The organism is Streptomyces sp. SAS_272 (genome assembly GCF_052543235.1).
Window position 1 is genome coordinate 262,524 of the sequence record NZ_JBMNDR010000002.1, and the last position, 15,715, is coordinate 278,238.

Annotated in this window: 17 protein-coding genes and 1 pseudogene; 9 read left to right on the plus strand and 9 right to left on the minus strand. The window is 70.0% G+C overall.

Annotation, left to right across the window (positions count from 1 at the left end):
• Positions 1-147: 147 nt before the first annotated feature.
• Positions 148-3,000 carry a bifunctional SulP family inorganic anion transporter/carbonic anhydrase gene (locus ACN6LD_RS02790; RefSeq protein WP_445042407.1) on the minus strand — a complete coding sequence of 951 codons (2,853 nt, stop codon included), beginning with the start codon at positions 2,998-3,000 and terminating at the stop codon, positions 148-150.
• 337 nt (positions 3,001-3,337) lie between these two features.
• Between ACN6LD_RS02790 and ACN6LD_RS02795 the strand changes: the two genes are divergently transcribed.
• Positions 3,338-4,618 carry a polysaccharide deacetylase family protein gene (locus tag ACN6LD_RS02795; protein ID WP_319189955.1) on the plus strand — a complete coding sequence of 427 codons (1,281 nt, stop codon included), beginning with the start codon at positions 3,338-3,340 and terminating at the stop codon, positions 4,616-4,618.
• A gap of 95 nt (positions 4,619-4,713) precedes the next feature.
• Here ACN6LD_RS02795 and ACN6LD_RS02800 read toward each other — a convergent pair whose 3' ends face one another.
• Positions 4,714-5,700: an ATP-binding protein gene (locus ACN6LD_RS02800; RefSeq protein ID WP_445042408.1), complete on the minus strand. Its 987-nt coding sequence runs from the start codon at positions 5,698-5,700 to the stop codon at positions 4,714-4,716.
• 101 nt (positions 5,701-5,801) lie between these two features.
• Between ACN6LD_RS02800 and ACN6LD_RS02805 the strand changes: the two genes are divergently transcribed.
• Positions 5,802-6,626 carry a Fic family protein gene (locus ACN6LD_RS02805; RefSeq protein WP_319189959.1) on the plus strand — a complete coding sequence of 275 codons (825 nt, stop codon included), beginning with the start codon at positions 5,802-5,804 and terminating at the stop codon, positions 6,624-6,626.
• A gap of 519 nt (positions 6,627-7,145) precedes the next feature.
• Here the strand turns inward: ACN6LD_RS02805 and ACN6LD_RS02810 are convergent.
• Positions 7,146-7,979, minus strand: a complete 834-nt coding sequence (locus ACN6LD_RS02810; protein ID WP_319189960.1) for an HAD family hydrolase — start codon at positions 7,977-7,979, stop codon at positions 7,146-7,148.
• A gap of 582 nt (positions 7,980-8,561) precedes the next feature.
• On the opposite strand from ACN6LD_RS02810, the gene ssd reads away from it, so the two are divergent.
• From ssd to ACN6LD_RS02825, 3 genes and pseudogenes are all read left to right on the plus strand, one after another.
• Complete coding sequence (ssd, locus tag ACN6LD_RS02815) at positions 8,562-9,665, plus strand: septum site-determining protein Ssd (RefSeq protein ID WP_319189962.1); 1,104 nt, start codon at positions 8,562-8,564, stop codon at positions 9,663-9,665.
• Positions 9,662-10,288 (plus strand): annotated as a pseudogene (locus ACN6LD_RS02820) (ATPase, T2SS/T4P/T4SS family); the annotation flags it as partial. The gene ssd and the pseudogene ACN6LD_RS02820, both read left to right, overlap by 4 nt.
• A gap of 198 nt (positions 10,289-10,486) precedes the next feature.
• Positions 10,487-10,981 (plus strand): hypothetical protein, encoded by a 495-nt coding sequence (locus ACN6LD_RS02825; RefSeq protein WP_445042409.1) that lies wholly within the window; start codon positions 10,487-10,489, stop codon positions 10,979-10,981.
• Positions 10,982-11,051: 70 nt separating this feature from the next.
• On the opposite strand, the gene ACN6LD_RS02830 is transcribed toward ACN6LD_RS02825, so the two are convergent.
• The 3 genes from ACN6LD_RS02830 to ACN6LD_RS02840 form a co-directional block, all read right to left on the minus strand.
• Complete coding sequence (locus ACN6LD_RS02830) at positions 11,052-11,216, minus strand: hypothetical protein (protein WP_445042410.1); 165 nt, start codon at positions 11,214-11,216, stop codon at positions 11,052-11,054.
• A gap of 79 nt (positions 11,217-11,295) precedes the next feature.
• On the minus strand, positions 11,296-11,685 hold the full coding sequence (locus tag ACN6LD_RS02835; RefSeq protein ID WP_445042411.1) for a hypothetical protein: 390 nt from the start codon (positions 11,683-11,685) through the stop codon (positions 11,296-11,298).
• Between the two features lie 424 nt (positions 11,686-12,109).
• Positions 12,110-12,295 (minus strand): hypothetical protein, encoded by a 186-nt coding sequence (locus ACN6LD_RS02840; protein ID WP_445042412.1) that lies wholly within the window; start codon positions 12,293-12,295, stop codon positions 12,110-12,112.
• Positions 12,296-12,500: 205 nt separating this feature from the next.
• Here ACN6LD_RS02840 and ACN6LD_RS02845 point away from each other — a divergent pair, with 205 nt between their 5' ends.
• The 4 genes from ACN6LD_RS02845 (at position 12,501) to ACN6LD_RS02860 (ending at position 14,609) form a co-directional block, all read left to right on the plus strand.
• Positions 12,501-12,761: a hypothetical protein gene (locus tag ACN6LD_RS02845; RefSeq protein WP_445042413.1), complete on the plus strand. Its 261-nt coding sequence runs from the start codon at positions 12,501-12,503 to the stop codon at positions 12,759-12,761.
• The gene (locus ACN6LD_RS02850; RefSeq protein WP_445042414.1) at positions 12,733-13,260 is read left to right on the plus strand and encodes a DUF6879 family protein; all 528 of its coding nucleotides are present in this window, start codon (positions 12,733-12,735) and stop codon (positions 13,258-13,260) included. The genes ACN6LD_RS02845 and ACN6LD_RS02850 overlap by 29 nt, the downstream gene beginning before the upstream one ends.
• Before the next feature lie 21 nt (positions 13,261-13,281).
• Positions 13,282-14,133 carry a helix-turn-helix domain-containing protein gene (locus ACN6LD_RS02855; RefSeq protein WP_445042415.1) on the plus strand — a complete coding sequence of 284 codons (852 nt, stop codon included), beginning with the start codon at positions 13,282-13,284 and terminating at the stop codon, positions 14,131-14,133.
• A gap of 104 nt (positions 14,134-14,237) precedes the next feature.
• Positions 14,238-14,609 carry a DUF732 domain-containing protein gene (locus ACN6LD_RS02860; protein ID WP_445042416.1) on the plus strand — a complete coding sequence of 124 codons (372 nt, stop codon included), beginning with the start codon at positions 14,238-14,240 and terminating at the stop codon, positions 14,607-14,609.
• A 59-nt stretch (positions 14,610-14,668) separates the two neighbouring features.
• On the opposite strand, the gene ACN6LD_RS02865 is transcribed toward ACN6LD_RS02860, so the two are convergent.
• The 3 genes from ACN6LD_RS02865 to ACN6LD_RS02875 are packed head-to-tail and all read right to left on the minus strand — an operon-like array spanning position 14,669 to position 15,661.
• The gene (locus ACN6LD_RS02865) at positions 14,669-15,058 is read right to left on the minus strand and encodes a hypothetical protein (protein ID WP_445042417.1); all 390 of its coding nucleotides are present in this window, start codon (positions 15,056-15,058) and stop codon (positions 14,669-14,671) included.
• Complete coding sequence (locus ACN6LD_RS02870; RefSeq protein ID WP_445042418.1) at positions 15,048-15,479, minus strand: hypothetical protein; 432 nt, start codon at positions 15,477-15,479, stop codon at positions 15,048-15,050. The genes ACN6LD_RS02865 and ACN6LD_RS02870 overlap by 11 nt, the downstream gene beginning before the upstream one ends.
• On the minus strand, positions 15,479-15,661 hold the full coding sequence (locus ACN6LD_RS02875) for a hypothetical protein (RefSeq protein WP_445042419.1): 183 nt from the start codon (positions 15,659-15,661) through the stop codon (positions 15,479-15,481). Before ACN6LD_RS02875 ends, ACN6LD_RS02870 begins: the two co-directional genes overlap by 1 nt.
• Between the last annotated feature and the right edge of the window lie 54 nt (positions 15,662-15,715).

The following is a 15,715-nucleotide window of genomic DNA, read 5'->3' on the forward strand; positions in this document are numbered from 1 at the left end:
ATCCGTACCCACGGACAGGGACCGGAAGGAGTTCAGTGGGTGTAACGCCTCTCACACCGCCTGTCCCCCTCCGCCGGGGCCGTTGCCCTCCAGCCCGAGTCCGGAAGGGCAACGGTGCGTGGTGCGAGGACGTTTGCGCGTCGGGGCTCAGGCGGACACGTCCGTCACCCCTACGTGGTCGAAGACCTCGCCGTCGCCCTGACCGGCCCCGGTGAGCAGATACGTCTGGGCCTCGCCGACATGGAAGTACAGGCCGTGCAACTCCAGCGCCCCGGCCTGCAGCGCCTGAGTCACGGACGGGTGCGTCCGCAGGTGCTCCAACTGCTGGACGACATTGGTCAGGCACAGCTGCTCGACCGTGTCCGCCGCCGCCCGCCCGGCCAGCCGGGCGACCGGACGGCTGTCGTCCGCCATCCGCTCCAGGCTCGGCAGGCCATGCCGAAGCCACCGTCTCAGTGGCGTGCGTGCCGCGCCGGGCTCGCAGGAGAGCAGCGCCTGCATGGCTCCGCACCCCGAGTGCCCGCACACCGTGATGGACCGCACGTTCAGCACATCCACCGCGTACTCGATCGCCGCGGCCACCGAGTCGTCCCCGCTCTCCTCACCGGGCGGGGGCACCAGGTTGCCCACATTGCGCACCACGAACAGGTCGCCTGGACCGCTGGAGGTGATCATCGACGTGACCAGCCGTGAGTCGGCACAGGCGAGGAACAGCTGGGACGGCTGCTGCCCCTCCCGCGCCAGCCGAGCCAGCTCGCCCCGCACCAGCGGCGCGGTGTTGCGCTGGAACGCGCTGATGCCACGGACGAGCCGACGTGCGCTCGGCCCGGACGGTCTCGCCTCGGTTCGGCTCCCGGACCCCACGGCTTCGCCGGTGCCGGCGGACCGGCGGGCCCAGGCGTCTGCGTGGTCGTCAGCGGTCTTCCCGGTACGGGCAGAGGCGCCGTTTCCGGGAACGTCGCCGGGAACACCGCCGACGCCTTGAGTCCCGTCGGCATCGGCGGGCCCATCGGCGGGCCCGTCGGACCCCGGCCGCGCCCCCTCGGCCGCGGCTTCGGCCGCCGATGCGCCGGATTCGCCGACGCGTGCGAGGCCGTGCACCGGTTCGCCGCGCATGGGTTCGCCATGCACCGGATCGCTGTGCCACCCGACCGGTTCCCCGGCCGCCGGCGTCGACTCCGCGCTGCCGGACTCGTCGTCCACGCCGTAGCCCAAGCCACCGTCCATGCAGCCGCCCAAGCCACTGTCCATACTGCCGCCCAAGCCACCGTCTGCACCGTCTGCGGGACCGTAGTCGAGGGACAGGGGAGCGGAACGCGGCTGCTCGCACTGGTGGTTGCGCCAAGGCGTCCAGGGCCGGCAGCGGCAGTCGGCGAGGGCAGCGCCCACCTCCTCGGCGTCAGCGGCGCCTTCGGCGACGGCAGACTCGAGGATTCTGCCCCCGAAGGCGGAGCGCCGTCCGGTCAGGTCGACCGAGCCGCCGTGTGCGGTGTGCGTCTTCTGCCAGTGCTGCAACGACTCGTACGCGGCGTGGTCCATGAAGGAGCCGTCCAACTCGACCACGACATGGGTGCCTTGGGGGACGAGGTGCAGGATGCGGCTGAGCCGCGGCACGGCGAGGAACGTCAACTGACCTCTGACCTGTACGTGATGGGCTCCTTCCTTTTCGTGGTGCGTGATGCGGGTGCGGGCGAGGCGGTGCAGGGCCACCGCGACGGCCACGGCGATGCCGAGGGCCACGCCTTCGAGGACGCCGAGGACGACCACCGCGAGGGTGGTGACGGCGTACACCAGCACCTCTCGGTGGCGCGTCACCGTGCGGATGTGGTGCAGGGACACCATCTGGATGCCGACGGCCATCACCAGGGCGGCGAGTGAGGCGAGCGGGATGAGATCCAGGATCGGGACCATCAGCAGCGCGGCGACTACTACGAGAACGCCGTGCAGCATCGTGGAGTTCCGGCTGACGGCACCGGCTCGGACGTTCGCCGAGCTGCGCACGGCCACGCCCGCGACCGGGAGTCCGCCGAGCGCGCCGGAGACGATGTTGGCCGCGCCCTGGCCGAGCAGCTCGCGGTCCAGATCGGAGCGGCCGACGCGGGCGGAGCGGGAGCCGAGCAGGCCGGGACGGGTGGCGATCATCTTGTCCACGGCGACCGCTCCGAGCAGCGACTGGACACTGCAGACGAGCGTGGTGGTGAGTACGGCGGCCACCAGCCCGAGCACCGGCCCCTCGGGGAGCCCGGCCAGGGCGTGACTGCTCCAGGACGGCAGGTCGACCTTCGGCAGGGTGAGGCCGGCGAGCGCGGCCATGGTGGTGGCGCCGGTGACCGCGACCAGTGCCGCGGGCACCTTGTTGAGCAGACGCCCCGCCCGGCCGGGGATACGCGGCCAGAGCAGCAGCAGGGCCAGCGTCAACACGCTCACGACGACGGCCGCGGGGTGCAGGTGGGCCAACTGGGGCGGCAGACTGCGCAGGTTCGCGAGGACGGAGCTCTGCGGGTTGCCGCCGAGGACGACATGGAGCTGGGCGACGGCGATGGTGACGCCGATGCCGGCGAGCATGCCGTGCACGATGGCGGGACTGACCGCGAGGGCCGTGCGCGCCACGCGCAGGCAGCCGAGGCCCAGCTGCGCGAGTCCGGCGAGGACGGTGATGGCGCAGGTCGTCCGCCAGCCGTAGCGCTGGATGAGATCGGCGGTGACGACGGTCAGACCGGCCGCGGGGCCGCTCACCTGGAGCGGCGAACCGCCGATCCAGCCGGCGACGATCCCGCCCACGGCGGCGGCCACGAGGCCGGCCTGAAGGGGTGCGCCGGTGGCGAGGGCGATGCCGAGGGACAGCGGCAGGGCGATCAGGAACACCGCGATCGAGGCGGACACATCGGCCCCCGCGACACGGAAGCGGCGATGAGGGGGCGGTGGCGGACTGTGGGGCTGCTGGACGCGCGTCGTGCGCGTCGAGTGGGCGGTGGTGCGGGTGGGGACGCAGGCGGACATGGTTCCCGTCTCCTCCGGGGCAGCGCGGTCGCGGAACAGGTGGTCCCCCGGCTGTGGCGGGGGTGGTCGCGGCCGTGGGTCACGGCGTGCAGCGGCGGGATGAATTTCAACGCTCGGTAAACGAATCGTAATGCAGAGTAAAGGTCAAGCATGGATTTTTGCGGCAAATAGGGCAAGGGATCGCCTGAAAGAGTGAAGTGGTCTTTTTTTCGGCTTGTCGTATTAATCCCCCTCTCGGTCTCATGCGATCTTGACGGCGCCGTCGGCTCGTTCCGGCGCGTCGTCAGAGAACGCCGTCGTCGGCGTTGGCCGAGAGAAGGAAGAAGGTGGGCGGAACATGGCCGCCACCCAGAGGATCGCCGTAGGCGCAGTGGTCGCCGCGGCCGTAGCCGCATCGCTCGCCGGTTGCGCCACGGGAACCGGTGCTTCCCATGGCTCCGAGGAAGGGGTCGCGGGGGCGGAGAAGGCGAAGCCGGCTCCGGCGCCCAAGAGCCTCGTCAGGCTGATCGGCGACGGCTCCACCGCGTACACCGGAGCGCAGCCGCACCTGCCCAGAGCCGAACGCCTGAAGCCGGGCCAGAAGCCGCCGCAGTTCGTGGTCTTCTCCTGGGACGGCGCCGGCGAGGACAGCCAGAAACTGTTCTCCCACTTCCGCAAGGTCGCCAGGGACAACCACGCGACCATGACCTACTTCCTCAGCGGCGTGTACATGCTGCCGGGGGAGAAGGCCGACCTGTACAAGCCGCCGCAGCACTCGCCGGGCCGCTCGGACATCGGGTTCAACGACGAGCAGGGCATCGCCGACACCGTGAAGCAGCTGCGCCTGGCGTGGCTCGAGGGCAACGAGATCGGAACCCACTTCAACGGCCACTTCTGCGGCAAGAACGGCGGCGTCGGCGAGTGGTCCGTCGAGGAGTGGAAGGACGAGATCGACCAGGCCAAACAGTTCGTCAAGACCTGGAAGACCAACACCGGCATGAAGAAGGCGGCCCCGCTGCCCTTCGACTACGACAAGGAGCTCGTCGGCGCGCGCACGCCCTGCCTCGAGGGCCAGAAGAACTTCATGACGGCCGCGCGTCAGCTCGGCTTCCGCTATGACACCAGCGGCGTCAACAACCAGGTCTGGCCCGGCAAGAAGCAGGGCCTGTGGGACCTCTCCATGCAGCTCGTGCCCTTCCCCGGCCACCGCTACGAGCAGCTCACCATGGACTACAACTACATGGTCAACCAGTCAGGCACCGCCACCCAGGGCGACCGGGCCAAGTTCGCCTACTGGGGCGACCAGATGCGCGAGAGCCTGCTCAAGGGCTTCGACCGGGCCTATGACGGCAACCGCGCGCCGCTGATCATCGGCAACCACTTCGAGTCCTGGAACGGCGGCACGTACATGCGCGCCGTCGAGCAGGTCGTCGAGCACGTCTGCAACAAGCCCGACGTGCGCTGCGTGTCCTTCCGGCAGCTGGCCGACTGGCTGGACGCCCAGGACCCGGCGGCCCTCGCCAGGATGCGCACTCTGGACGTGGGCGAGGCCCCGAAGCAGGGCTGGGCGTCCTTCCTCTCCGGCCACCCGGCTCCGGCTCCCAAGGGCGTGCCCGGGGCGCCCGCGGCGAGGCAGTAGCCGACGAGGATCGTCGACGCCGGACGGCAGGGGTGTCGGCGGTCATGGCAGGCGCCTCCGACGAGGCGCCTGCCGAAGGGGGAACGGCCGATCCGTCACACGGAGGCTGCGGCGGTGACGCCTTCCCCCAGGACGAAGCCGGGGTCGATCTGCGCGGCCAGGTCGGCCCCGGTGCGTTCGTTGCCCCAGGACTCTGCGTTCTTGACGTGGAAGTGCACCATCTGGCGGGTGTAGCGCTCCCAGTCCCGCTTGTCGTACGCCGAGTCGGCGGTCGTCCGCAGCAGGTCGAGGGCGTGACGGTTGGCGTCTTCCAAGAGCCCGAACCGGGGCGGCCGGCCCTTCTCCATCGCACGCACCCAGTCCGAGTGCCCGACCGTCACGAGCAGGTCGTCGCCGACTTCGGCGCGGAGGAAGTCGACGTCGTCCTGGCCCTGCACCTTGTTGCCGACGACCTTCAGCTCGACACCGAAGTCGCGGGCGTACTCCTTGTACTGGCGATAGACGGAGACTCCCTTCCGGGTCGGTTCGGCGACGAGGAACGTGATGTCGAAGCGGGTGAACATGCCGGAGGCGAAGGAGTCCGAGCCGGCGGTCATGTCCACCACGACGTACTCGTCACGACCGTCCACCAGGTGGTTCAGGAACAGCTCCACCGCTCCCGTCTTGGAGTGGTAGCAGGAGACCCCCAGGTCGGCTTCCGTGAAAGGCCCCGTGACCATCAAACGGACGGCGCCGCCGTCGAGTTCCACCGACCGGGCGCACGCGTCGTACACCGGGTTGTCCTCGCGCACCCGCAGCAGACGTGAGCCCTCGCCGGGCGGTGTCGTCTTGATCATCGTCTCGGCGGAGGCGACGCGGGGATTGGAACCCCGCAGACAGTTCTTGATCAACGGCAGCCGGTCGCCCATCGCGGGCAGCGCGGCGGCGTCCGACTCGTCGAGGCCGAGCGCTGGGCCGAGGTGCTGGTTGATGTCGGCGTCGACCGCGATGACGGGTGCGCCGTCGGCGGCGAGGTGACGGATGAACAGGGAGGACAGCGTCGTCTTGCCGCTGCCGCCCTTCCCGACGAAAGCAATTTTCATGTTCACCAAGCGTAGTGAGCAAGTAGCTTTAGGTGACAGGAGTGCGTGAAGAAGACCACTCCTTCGTGGGGTGCGGGCGCCGGTTGCGTAGTGTCGTACTCATGAGTACGACAGGCGCGTCCGCCGATCCGCTTGCGGCCCTGGGCTCGTTGCCCGGAGTGGCCGAGTCCGTGGAGTCCGTCCGCAAGGCCGTGGACCGGGTCTACGGCCACCGCGTCATGCGCCGCCGCAGCGGCGCGGTCACGTCCGAGGCCGCCCTGCGCGGAGCCCGCGGCTCGGCGGCGCTGTCCGGGGCGGACTGGGCCTTGGAGGAGGTGCGCCGCCGCAGCGACTTCGGCGTGGACGGCGAGGCGCGCGTCATGGGCGCCTCGCTGCGGCTCACCGCGGAGGCGGGCCAGTTGCTGTCCATCTGGCGGCAGTCGCCCCTGCGGGTGCTGGCGCGCCTGCATCTCGTCGCCGCCGCGAGCGACGGTGACGAGGTCGGTCGCCCGCGCCACGCCGGGGAGGCGGTCGACGAGCCGCTGATCGAGCTGCCGCTGCCGGGCGCGGACGAACTGGCCGGCCGCCTGGAGGGCCTGTCGGCGCTGATCATCGCGGGAGGGTCCGCGCCCGCCCTGGTGACGGCCGCGGTCGTGCATGGGGAGCTCCTGGCGCTCCGCCCCTTCACCTCCCACAACGGTCTGGTGGCGCGGGCCGCCGAGCGTGTCGTCCTGATCGGGAGCGGCCTCGACCCCAAGTCGGTCTGCCCTGCCGAGGTGGGCCACGCGGAGCTCGGCCGTGCCGCGTATCTCGCGGCCCTGGACGGTTACGTGTCCGGTACCCCGGACGGCATGGCGGCATGGATCACCCACTGCGGCAAGGCCGTGGAACTCGGGGCACGCGAGTCGACGGCGGTGTGCGAGGCGCTGCAGCGGGGAGCGGCGTGACGACGCCTCACGCGCGCGGAGGGGTGTGACGGCGGTTCGCGCGCGGAGCGGTGTGACGGCGGTTCGCGCCCCGGAATGGTGTGAGGACGCTTCACGCCCGCGTGGGGCAGGGGCATGAAAAAGGCCCCCTCGCGGGGGCCTTGCAAAGGGTTGCGGCGGTACGAGTCCTCGTACCGCCGCTGGCATGATCACCCGGTTACCAAGCGTCCTCGATATATGCCCATCAGGTCGGGACTTTGCCCGTGACCTGGTGCGGCTGGCCCGTAATCGACGGGTCGACGTCGCGTGGGTGCCCGGTTCTCATGCGCGGTCCGTGGGGCCAAATGCGTTATTAAGGTGATCCTCTCGGATGTCCTTGGTCTCGCGGGCCGTTGAGTCCTTTGTACTCCAGGACCCGGACAAGCGGAAGCCCTGGCACCAGTTCTTTACTTTTACTCTCAAACAACAGTGAATTCGAAGGAAACGGTCATTGTGGAGTGATTCGGGGGCGATCGCTGCTGGCGGGCGTCGGCGCCCGCCTCAGACGGTCACCGCCCGGCGCCTGCTGGCGTACCAGACCAGGCCCGCGGTGGCCGCCGCCGCTCCCACGGCCGCCATGGCGACGAGCGCCGGGCGAGGCGGCACGGAGAAGGCGGGGATCCGCTGCTTCAAGCGCACCGGCCGGTGGAAGTCGAGGATCGGCCATCCGCGCGCCACGGCCTCGCGTCGCAACGCCCGGTCCGGGTTCACCGCGTGCGGATGCCCGACCGACTGCAGCATCGGCAGGTCGGTCGCCGAGTCGCTGTAGGCGTAGCAGCGGGAGAGGTCATAGCCCTCGGAGACGGCCAGTTCCTTGACCGCCTCCGCTTTCGTCGGGCCGTACGCGTAGTACTCCACCTCGCCGGTGAAGCAGCCGTCGTCGCCCACGACCATGCGGGTGGCGACCACGCGGTCCGCTCCGAGCAGCTCGCCGATCGGCTCGACCACCTCCGCGCCCGACGTGGAGACGATGACCACGTCACGGCCGGCGACGTGGTGCTCCTCGATCAGTGAGGCCGCCTCGTCGTAGATCAGCGGATCGATCAGGTCGTGCAGGGTCTCGGCCACGATCTCCTTCACCTGCTGGACGTTCCAGCCGCGGACGAGAGCGGACAGGTACTCGCGAGTCCGTTCCATCTGGTCGTGGTCCATGCCGCCGACGAGGAAGACGAACTGGGCATATGCGGTGCGCAAGGCTGCCCGGCGGTTGATCAGACCGCCTTGGTAGAAGGACTTGCTGAAGGTGAGCGTGCTCGACTTCGCAATGACCGTCTTGTCCAGGTCAAAGAAGGCCGCTGTGCGGGGCAAGGAGTGGTTTTCCACAACCAAGAGCATAGGGGCAGCCCATTCGGCGTAAGGTGGGCGCGTGGGTTTGCCTGAGAGGGCTCTCGGGTACACCATGGAAGTCACGGATCGTTCGCGACCGTGCTAACCCGGTCCGGCTCCTCCCCCCCCGAGTCGGCCGTGGAGACGACCCCCGCTCTCCCCCCCGGCGGGGGTCGTCGCATGTCCGGGTGGGTTTTCTCTTTCTGAACGCGGCGGGTGCGCCGTCTCGAGGCGGCTGCGGCCGCCTCTTTCGCGTACCACCGGGTCGTCACTGTGCGTAGTCGTCGGACTGCTCTGCGGGAGTCGCACAGGAGATGGCGCCGTGCTCACCGGTTTGGGTGACGGCGATATTCACAACTGTCCACTCGTCCACAGTTTTCCACCAAGATCCACACGATTTCCGGGTTCGTCGCACCGTGATTCCCACGCCCCCGCTCGGGCCGACTTCACACGGTCGGTTCCGTTTGCCGGTGGCCCGCCGCCGGTTTCCGGCGGCCGCTCATACGGAGACCGCACTCCGGTTGTCCGCGCTTTGGTGAATCACGGGGCCGCAGGCACTGCGCGACCCCGCAGTGAAGGGGGATGGAAAACATGACCGGAGCCGTCACGCACGAACCACCGCCCGCCGCCCCAGGGCGGCCGGGCAAGCCTCTGATCGTCACGGAGGACCCGGACCTCCTCGACGACCTGCTACGCCTGTGCGCCGCGGCCGGCGCCACACCCGAGGTGCACCACTCGGCGCCAGAACGCCGGGGCAGCTGGGAGTCCGCGCCGCTGGTCCTGGTCGGCGACGACGCGGCACGCCGCGTGCGCGGGGCCGCCCGCCGACGCGGAGTGGTCCTCGTCGGTCGCGACCAGGACGACTCGGGGGTGTGGCAGCGCGCCGTGGAGATCGGCGCCGACCACGTCCTGATGCTTCCCGACGGCGAGCAGTGGCTGGTCGACCGCATCGCCGACGTAGCCGAAGGCGTCGGCCGGCCCGCGCTCACCGTCGGCGTGATCGGCGGCCGAGGCGGCGCCGGAGCATCCACGCTCGCCTGCGCCCTCGCCGTCACCTCGGCACGCGAAGGGATGCGCACGCTGCTGGTGGACGCCGACCCGCTGGGCGGTGGACTCGACGTGCTCCTCGGCGGCGAGAGCGCCGAGGGCCTGCGCTGGCCCGCCTTCGCTGCCTCACGGGGGCGAGTCGGCGGCGGCGCCCTGGAGGAGTCACTGCCCCGGCTGCACGCACTGAGCGTCCTGAGCTGGGACCGAGGCGACTGCGTGGCCATCGCGCCCCAGGCCGTACGCGCGGTGTTGGCGGCAGCCCGCCGCAGGGGCGGCACGGTGGTCGTCGACCTGCCACGCCGCATCGACGACTCGGGCGCCGAGGTGCTGGCCCAACTCGACCTGGGCCTCCTCGTGGTCCCCGCCGAACTGCGTGCCGTCGCCGCAGCCGGGCGCGTGGCCTCCGCTGTCGGCATGGTGCTGCGCGACCTGAGGGTGGCGGTCCGCGGCCCCTACGGACCAGGGCTCGACGACGGTGAGGTGTCCCGCCTGCTCGGGCTGCCGCTCGTCGGCGAGGTGCCCGTCGAGACGGGCCTGCTGCGTCCGGACGGCGGTAAGGCCCCGCCGGGTGCGACCCCGCGGGGGCCCCTCGCCCGCTTCTGCAAGGAGTTCTGGGAGCGGGCGCTGACCGAGGCGGGCAGCTCATGAGCGCGCCGCTCGGCCTCGAACGGACGAGAGAGGCCGGTGCGCTGCTGGACGGCGTACGGCAATGGCTCGCCGAGAGCGGGGCCGACCCCACTCCCGCGCACGTGGCGCAGGCCCTCCGGGAACAGGGCCGGGTCCTCGGGGACGCGGAGGTCCTCGGGGCGGCCGAGCATCTGCGCTCCGAACTGATCGGCAGTGGCCCTCTGGAGCCGCTGCTGGCCGATCCCCGGGTGACGGACGTGTTGGTCTCCGCGCCGGACCGGGTGTGGGTCGACCGCGGCGGCGGCCTCGAACCGACCGGTGTCTCCTTCCCGGACGCGGCGGCCGTGCGACGCCTCGCGCAGCGACTGGCGGCGGTGGCCGGACGGCGGCTGGACGACGCCCGCCCATGGGTCGACGCCCGGCTGCCGGACGGGACGCGACTGCACGCGGTACTGCCCCCGGTGGCCGTCGGCTGCACCTGCCTGTCGCTGCGCGTCGCACGGCACCGCGCTTTCACGCTCGAGGAACTCGTGGCCGCCGGCACGGTCCCGCCGGGTGGCGACCGGGTGCTGCGGGCCCTGCTGCGAGCACGGTTGTCCTTCCTGGTCAGCGGCGGGACGGGAAGCGGCAACCCGCAGGTCATGTTAAGACGCCTCTAAGTGGAAATCACAGAAAGTGACCCCGATGATGGGCGGGTAGGGTCCTCCTTCCCTCAAATGGCTGCTCAGCGGGTGCGGTGCGAATGACGGTGGCCTGTACTGACCGTGACGATTTCTGCGCCCAAAGGATTGGCGGCGACGGTGAAGTTTGTTCCTCGGTGGCTGGTGCACACGGTGAGTGCAGTGCTGGCGCTCGGACTACTCGCCCTCTTCTTCGGCATCGCCTACTACATCGCGCAGACGGCTGACACGCCGCCGCGACTGGCAGATCCGGCTCCGACAGCGCCACCGGTCCCAAAGGCGGACGGATCACTACCGCCTCAGTACCGCGCCTCCTACGACCCCAACGCGCGATTGCTGGGCGTCCTCGCAATCGTGTCGCCACTTCTCACTACGATCATCGGCTTCTACTTCGGACAGCGCGCCGGTGAAGCTACTGGCGAGGCTGCGAAGTCCGAGGCCAAGAAGAAGCAGGCAGAGATCACGACGGCACTACTCGACTCTGGCGAAACTGAGGCCCTGCGGTTCCTCAGAGGTCGAGGGCTGATTGCGCCGATTCCGGACGATGAACCCGGTCCCGACCCGAACGCCCCCGAAGGCGGCGGCGCGCCTGGCGGGGAGGGCGAGGACGGCGGCGGGGAGGGTGAGGCCCGCGGCCGATGGCCCTGGAATCGATAGGCCATAGATGCGGCCCCGGTCACAGACAAGGCTGTGACCGGGGCCGTGTTACCCGATCAGGGCTGGCCGCTCAGACGGCAGGCTGGCCGCTGCCCGGACACGTCTCCCGGCTGCCGGGCTTCTGATGCATCGCGACCGGCTGCCCGGGTTCCGCGCTGCCGTAGGTGCCGCATGCGGGACACGCGCCCGAGCACTGGCCGGGATCGAAGCGGTTGCTGTTCTGGTGTTCACACATGATCAGTTCTCCCTCGGTCGACGGGATGGTGCTGATGTGTGGTGCACTCCACCGCTCCCCCGCGGGGGCTGCGGGGGTCTCAGATCTTGCGGAGGAAGGCGCGCTCGCCGTTGTGGAAGAACACGGTCAGCCCTTCGGTCGCCTTCCCCTCGCGGATCGACCAGACGTCGATGCGCTTCGTGTCGGATGAGTCCGCGTTACCGATGACGCTGGCAAGCCACGCGTCCGGAGCGCCATCGGCCGGCGCCGCCCGCCAAGCGGCTGGCTGCCCCTGAACGGCGGGGGTAGCCGTGTCGTGCTTGGCACCCTCCGCGAGCTGCCCGATGATCTGCCAACGCTGCTCACGGCCGCCGGTGGTCACGGTCAGGGCGTAGGGGTGCGGACCGCCTTCGATAGTGTCGACGCGCTGCACGTCGGGGGTGTTTTTCAGCAGGTCAACCAGATAGTCACGGTATTCCAGGGGGCGCATTTATGATCATTTCCTCTCGTGGCAGCCTGGCCAGTCTATGAGCCTTCCGAGCCCAGAGAGCCAGATGTTGCATGGCGGAAATGCCGACGGGTCGGTGGCTGAACGCGGGCTCAAGCGATGTCTGGGCGGCCTGCCGCGAGCGCGTGCAGGGCACTGGCGTCAGGGCAGTAGTCACGGTGCGAGCAGCGCGCGCACGTCGTGATGTGCAGGGCGTAGACCCGCTCTGCCTCGCGTCTGGCGCAGGGTCTGCAGGCGCGCGGTTCCCACCGTGTGAGCGCGCCGCCGAGAGGGCTGATCCGCGGCCCGAGCGCCATCGTGGGCGCACCGTCGCACCAGACGCACCGCTCCCCGTCGACTCGTTCCGGAGAGAGGCCGGCCGCCCTGGGGACAGGCAGCATGGCAGGCGCCGCGACGAAGCCGGGGTTCACGTCTGGTCCGCGACGGGGGCGAGGTCGTATGCCTGGCGACAGGAGAGGCACGCGAACAACCGCGCCCCGCTGGTGTCCCGGACGGGCCGGGCGGTGTTGCTGTACGCCTCGTGCCACGCACACCAGGCGATACCGGTGCGGGTGATGGCGGGGAGTTTGTCGGTCTGCGTAGGCTCGGCCACGTCGACTCCAACCAGTCGGCCATACCCCGGGACCGGTCGCACGGTCGCCGGGGCTTGTCGTGTCTCCCGACGCTAGGAGCGTGAACAGTGCGGCGGCCAGGAATGTGCACGCATGTACACGCGACTTGAATGCGCCCTTGACCAGTGGTCTGTGGCATCAGACGGTGGTGTACATCCCTGAACACGACGGCGACCGGAGGCGGTCATGGCCCTACAGTTCATCGGAATCGACCCCAGCACCGGGGACGGCGAGAGCCCAACCGTGTGGGTGGACCAGGAGCAGAAGGAGCTCGTACTGCAAGGGTGGAAGCCGGGCCCGCAGCTCGAAGCGGAGTGCGCCGCGTTCGAGGTGCCCGGGCACGCGACGGGCATCCCCGACCACGAGGCCGTCGTCCGTATCCCTGCCCGGATGGTGCCGATGATCAGGGAGGCGTGCGATGCCCTTGAGCATCCCAACGTGGTCTGAACTCCTCGGCTCGGCGACCCGCTCGGCCGTCCACCTGGAGATGCGCGACACCTACGCCGTCGACTACGAGACGGGACCGTTCGCCGAGTGGCGGGCGGGAATCCGCCACGACCCCGCGGACCGGGCGTCCTGGTGGCGGCCGTGGCTCGACCTCATCCAGGAGACCGTGGGCCGCGGCGTCGTCGTGCGCAGGGCCCGCATCGTGTCCGAGCCGGTCAGCGAGTACACCCGTTTCCTGTACGACGGCACCTTCACCAACATCGCCGCAGGCGAGCAGGTGCGATGGCTGCCGCGCCGACGGGCCTCGAACATCCCACTGCCGGGCAACGACTTCTGGCTGATCGACGGTCGGCTGATCCGGTGGAACCACTTCAGCGGTGACGGTGCCTCCGGCGGCGGGGAGATCAGCGAGGACCCGCCTGCGGTGAAGCTGTGCGCCGACGCGTTCGAAGCGGTGTGGGACCGCGGCGTCCCGCACGACACCTACCAGATCACCTAGCGGAAGCGGCCAGGCCAGCTCATGCCCATTTCCCCGTCCTCGTCGGCGCAGGCCGCCCGCGAAGCAGTCGCGCACCGGCTGAAGGAACTCCGTGCCGACGCCGGGATCACCGGGCCTGAGCTGGCCGCGCGCTGTGGCTGGTCCCACCCGAAGACCTACCGGATCGAGGGTGCCCGCACCCCGCCCTCTGCCAACGACATCCGCCACTGGTGCGAAGCCTGCGGAGCCGCCGGCCAGGCCGACGACATCATCGCCCAATCCCGCACCGCCGAATCGATGTACGTGGAGTGGCGGCGCAAGGTCCGCACCGGTCTGAAGCAACTGCAGAACAGCTACGTCCCCCTGTTCAAGTCCACGCAGCTGTTCCGGGTCTACTCACCCACCATGGTCCCCGGCCTGCTCCAGACCGAGGGCTACGCGCGCGGCCTGATGTCCTCGATCACCAGGTTCCGGGACATCCCCGACGACGTCGCCGACGCGGTCGCCGCGCGGCTTGAGCGCTCGCGGATCATCCACGAGCCGGGGCACCGGTTCATGTTGGTCATCGAGGAGCCGGTGCTGCACTACCGGCTGGGTGATACGGAATCGATGGCTGCCCAGCTCGGCTACCTTTTGACCGCGGGCGCGCTACCCCAGGTCTCGCTGGGCATCATCCCCAGCGCGACGCAGGAACGCCCGATGTGGCCTCAGGAGCTCTTTCACGTATACGACGAAGCCCTAGTCTCGGTGGAGTTGCTGGCGGCCCGCGTTCAGGTCACGCAGCCTTCCGAAATTGCCCTGTACGTGAAGGCTTTCGAGCGGCTGCGCGGCATGGCTGTATATGGCGCGGAGGCACGCGCCCTCGTTCTGCGGGCCATCAAGGCACTGAACTGAGACCGGACGGGCTGGGCAGTGCTGTACAACCTCGCGGGCTTCACGGGCGTCTCCTATCTGCCACACTGCGGCCACCCCAAGCGGCCCTGCCCGAAGGACCACCCGTGCGCCTCAGATCGTCGCTCCTGACCGCCGCCCTCTTCGCCGTTGCCCTGTCGGGGTGTGCCTCGTCCGAGGAAGACGAGGCACACCCCGGTCCACTTCCATCGGAGGTCGGACACGCCTACTCGGCAGAACAGAGCGCTTACCTTGCTGCCGTGCGGGACCTAGGCTGGCCGCCGGGCACCACTGAGAGGGACGCACTCTTTGCCGCACTGGCCGTCTGCGCCAAGGAGAAGGAGGGTGTCTCAGATGCCCCCCTGCTCGCCCATGAGGTCTCCGACAACTTCGGTTTGGAGGGCGCTGACGCCATGACGGTGGCAGCCGCCGCGGATGTGGCCTTCTGCCTGACGCTCGGCGAAGCATCGTCACCCTGAGCCCGGATGCACGAAAGCGGCCCCGCCTCCCGAAGGAGAGCGGGGCCGCGCGGCGTAGCTCAGGTGCTGATGTCGTGGAGGTAGGGCCGGGCCTCTTCCGGTATCGGCTGCGGAGGCGGAGGCGGTTCGAGCCGCTGGTCCCGCATGTAGCTGACGAGGGTGCGGCACCAGCTGGCGAGGTAGCGCAGCGCGAAATCCTGCGCGCTGATGCGAGCCCGATCCTGCTCGCTCTCCTGCTCCTGCTCCTCGATGCGCTGGTCCTGACCCTGAATCCGTTTCTCGAGACGCTCGATGTCCTTGTCGAGCCGTGCCGTGACGGCGGCGAAGTCGTCGCGGCGCCGCTGCCCGCGCGGTTGACGCCGGCCGACCACTGTGGTGGCGACGCCCCCGACGGCGGTCACGACGGCGACGGCCAGCGCGGACAATGCGGTCAGCATCTCAGCGCCCATCCGGCGCCTCCGTTCTCGCACGCGGCGGTTCGTCCCAGCCGATCGCCACCAGGCAGACCGTGCCGAACGCTCCGAAGATCAGGGCGGCGACCCAGCCGCGCGGATACTCGCCGAGCGGCCACCATGCCACCAGGTAGGCCATGCTCCAGGGCGCGGTGACCGCCCACACGCCGAGGAACCCGGGCCAGTCCCAGCGCGGCGGCAGCCACGCGCACACCAGGGCGGCGACGCCGGCCGCGATCCAGAGCCCGGCCCATGCCTGCAGCGGCATCATCTTCAGCAGCAGGCACAGGCCGCGCATGTCCCGCGGTGGCGCGACGAGCTGGCCGTAGCCGTACAGGGTGGCGATCACGCCCTTCATGGTGAGCAGTGCGCCGCGGCGGCCCAGACGTCGGGTGAGCCGCCGGACCGCCGCGCGCATCAGGCGTCCGTCTTCTGTCGGTTCGGGACGGCGTAGGTGATGCCCCACGCGCCGAGGACGGCGAGGACGATCGTGACGCCCTCGCCGGTCGTGAGGATCTGGTCCTGGACGGCGGTTACGGCGGCGGTTGTCCCGGCCGCGATGCCGGCGACGATGGACTTCGCGATGCTGGAGATTTTCATAGGGTTCTCGCTTCTCGTCGGTGAGCGGTGGAGTGCAGCGGGAGTCCGTGGCGG

Coding starts and splice junctions, on each gene's coding strand:
- ACN6LD_RS02790 (WP_445042407.1), bottom strand. CDS start 3,000: ATGTCCGCCTGCGTCCCCACCCGCACCACCGCCCACTCGACGCGCACG.
- ACN6LD_RS02795 (WP_319189955.1), top strand. CDS start 3,338: ATGGCCGCCACCCAGAGGATCGCCGTAGGCGCAGTGGTCGCCGCGGCC.
- ACN6LD_RS02800 (WP_445042408.1), bottom strand. CDS start 5,700: ATGAAAATTGCTTTCGTCGGGAAGGGCGGCAGCGGCAAGACGACGCTG.
- ACN6LD_RS02805 (WP_319189959.1), top strand. CDS start 5,802: ATGAGTACGACAGGCGCGTCCGCCGATCCGCTTGCGGCCCTGGGCTCG.
- ACN6LD_RS02810 (WP_319189960.1), bottom strand. CDS start 7,979: ATGCTCTTGGTTGTGGAAAACCACTCCTTGCCCCGCACAGCGGCCTTC.
- ssd (WP_319189962.1), top strand. CDS start 8,562: ATGACCGGAGCCGTCACGCACGAACCACCGCCCGCCGCCCCAGGGCGG.
- ACN6LD_RS02830 (WP_445042410.1), bottom strand. CDS start 11,216: ATGTGTGAACACCAGAACAGCAACCGCTTCGATCCCGGCCAGTGCTCG.
- ACN6LD_RS02835 (WP_445042411.1), bottom strand. CDS start 11,685: ATGCGCCCCCTGGAATACCGTGACTATCTGGTTGACCTGCTGAAAAAC.
- ACN6LD_RS02845 (WP_445042413.1), top strand. CDS start 12,501: ATGGCCCTACAGTTCATCGGAATCGACCCCAGCACCGGGGACGGCGAG.
- ACN6LD_RS02850 (WP_445042414.1), top strand. CDS start 12,733: ATGCCCTTGAGCATCCCAACGTGGTCTGAACTCCTCGGCTCGGCGACC.
- ACN6LD_RS02855 (WP_445042415.1), top strand. CDS start 13,282: ATGCCCATTTCCCCGTCCTCGTCGGCGCAGGCCGCCCGCGAAGCAGTC.
- ACN6LD_RS02865 (WP_445042417.1), bottom strand. CDS start 15,058: ATGGGCGCTGAGATGCTGACCGCATTGTCCGCGCTGGCCGTCGCCGTC.
- ACN6LD_RS02870 (WP_445042418.1), bottom strand. CDS start 15,479: ATGCGCGCGGCGGTCCGGCGGCTCACCCGACGTCTGGGCCGCCGCGGC.
- ACN6LD_RS02875 (WP_445042419.1), bottom strand. CDS start 15,661: ATGAAAATCTCCAGCATCGCGAAGTCCATCGTCGCCGGCATCGCGGCC.